Annotated in this window: 1 rRNA gene; it reads left to right on the forward strand. The window is 51.5% G+C overall.

Annotated elements, in window-relative coordinates:
- Nucleotides 1-165 precede the first annotated feature (165 nt).
- A 23S ribosomal RNA gene (locus tag ACQRBJ_RS15920) occupies nucleotides 166-1,734 on the forward strand; the annotation flags it as partial.

The raw sequence follows: 1,734 nt of genomic DNA on the forward strand, positions 1-1,734 counted from the left end.
AAAAGATCTTTGACATATTGACACAAGCAAAACTGTAAGTAATGAACTTTAGTTCAGACTAAAGTAAATCAAATCGCAAGATGAGATTTCACTTTGTTAGAATACAGCTGAAAGTATGAGCTACTTATTCGTTATTCGGAAACGAGTAACAAGAATACAGTCTTAAAGAAAGTAAGAAAGGGCGTATGGCGGATGCCTAGGCTCACGGAGGCGATGAAGGACGTGATAAGCTGCGATAAGCTTCGGGTAGGTGCAAATAACCCTTGATCCGGAGATTTCCGAATGGGACAACCTAGCCGTCTGAAGGACGGTTACTCTTACCAAGTAAGAGAGCTAACGCAGGGAACTGAAACATCTTAGTACCTGCAGGAAGAGAAAATAAAAGAATGATTCCCCCAGTAGTGGCGAGCGAACGGGGAACAGCCCAAACCAGTGGCGTCGCAAGGCGTGGCTGGGGTTGTAGGACCGCGACATTGTATTGAAATGGTGAGTGGAAGTATCTGGAAAGTTACATCACAGAAGGTGATAATCCTGTACACGAAGCCAGATCAGGCATAGCGGTATCCTGAGTAACGCGGGACACGAGGAATCCTGCGCGAATCTGCCGGGACCATCCGGTAAGGCTAAATACTCCCGTGAGACCGATAGCGAACGAGTACTGTGAAGGAAAGGTGAAAAGAACCCCGAGCAGGGGAGTGAAATAGTTCCTGAAACCATGCGCCTACAAGCGGTCGGAGCATCTTGCGATGTGACGGCGTGCCTTTTGCATAATGATCCTACGAGTTACCGTCACTGGCGAGGTTGAGTGTCATGAGACACGTAGCCGCAGTGAAAGCGAGCCTGAACAGGGCGCACAGTCAGTGGGGGTAGACGCGAAACCAAGTGATCTACACTTGGCCAGGATGAAGTCCCGGTAACACGGGATGGAGGTCCGCACCAATAAGCGTTGAAAAGCTTCTGGATGAGCCGAGTGTAGGAGTGAAAGGCCAATCAAACTTGGAGATAGCTCGTACTCCCCGAAAGGCATTTAGGTGCCGCGTCGGATGGTCACCGTGAGAGGTAGAGCGACCGATAGGACAAGAGGGCTTCACCGCCTATCGAGTCCTGACGAACTCCGAATGCTCACGGTCTGCAGTCCGGCAGTAAGGGGGCGGGTGCTAAGGTCCGTCCCCGAGAGGAGAAGAATCCAGACCGCCGTCTAAGGTCCCGGAGTTCTGCCTGAGTTAGTCTAACGAAGTCTGGTCCCTATGACAGCTAGGATGTTGGCTTGGAAGCAGCCATTCATTCAAAGAGTGCGTAACAGCTCACTAGTCGAGGGTCCGGGCATGGATAATAATCGGGTATAAGGCAGACACCGAAGGCGCGGGATAGCAATTATGAAAGTATCGGTAGGGGAGCATACTCACAGCGTCGAATGGTGTACGTAAGTTATCCTGGAGCGGTGAGTAAAGCAAATGTAGGAATAAGTAACGATAAGGAGGGTTAGATTCCCTCCCGCTGTAAGACCAAGGTTTCCCGGGCAATGCCAATCAGCCCGGGGTCAGTCGGGTCCTAAGTCTAAGCCGAACGGCGATGGCGATGGCAGAGACGGTTAATATTCCGTCACTGCCGCATGGGGCGACGTGGAGACGGAGCAGTGAAACCACCGCGGGGCGACGGAAGTCCCCGTTGAAGAGTGTAGGTGTTGAGGATGGCAGGCAAATCCACCATCCGAGCTGAACTTGACAGTACGGA

It is taken from the genome of Prevotella sp. SGI.167, assembly GCF_050313615.1.
In the GTDB taxonomy this organism is placed as follows: Bacteria; Bacteroidota; Bacteroidia; order Bacteroidales; family Bacteroidaceae; genus Prevotella.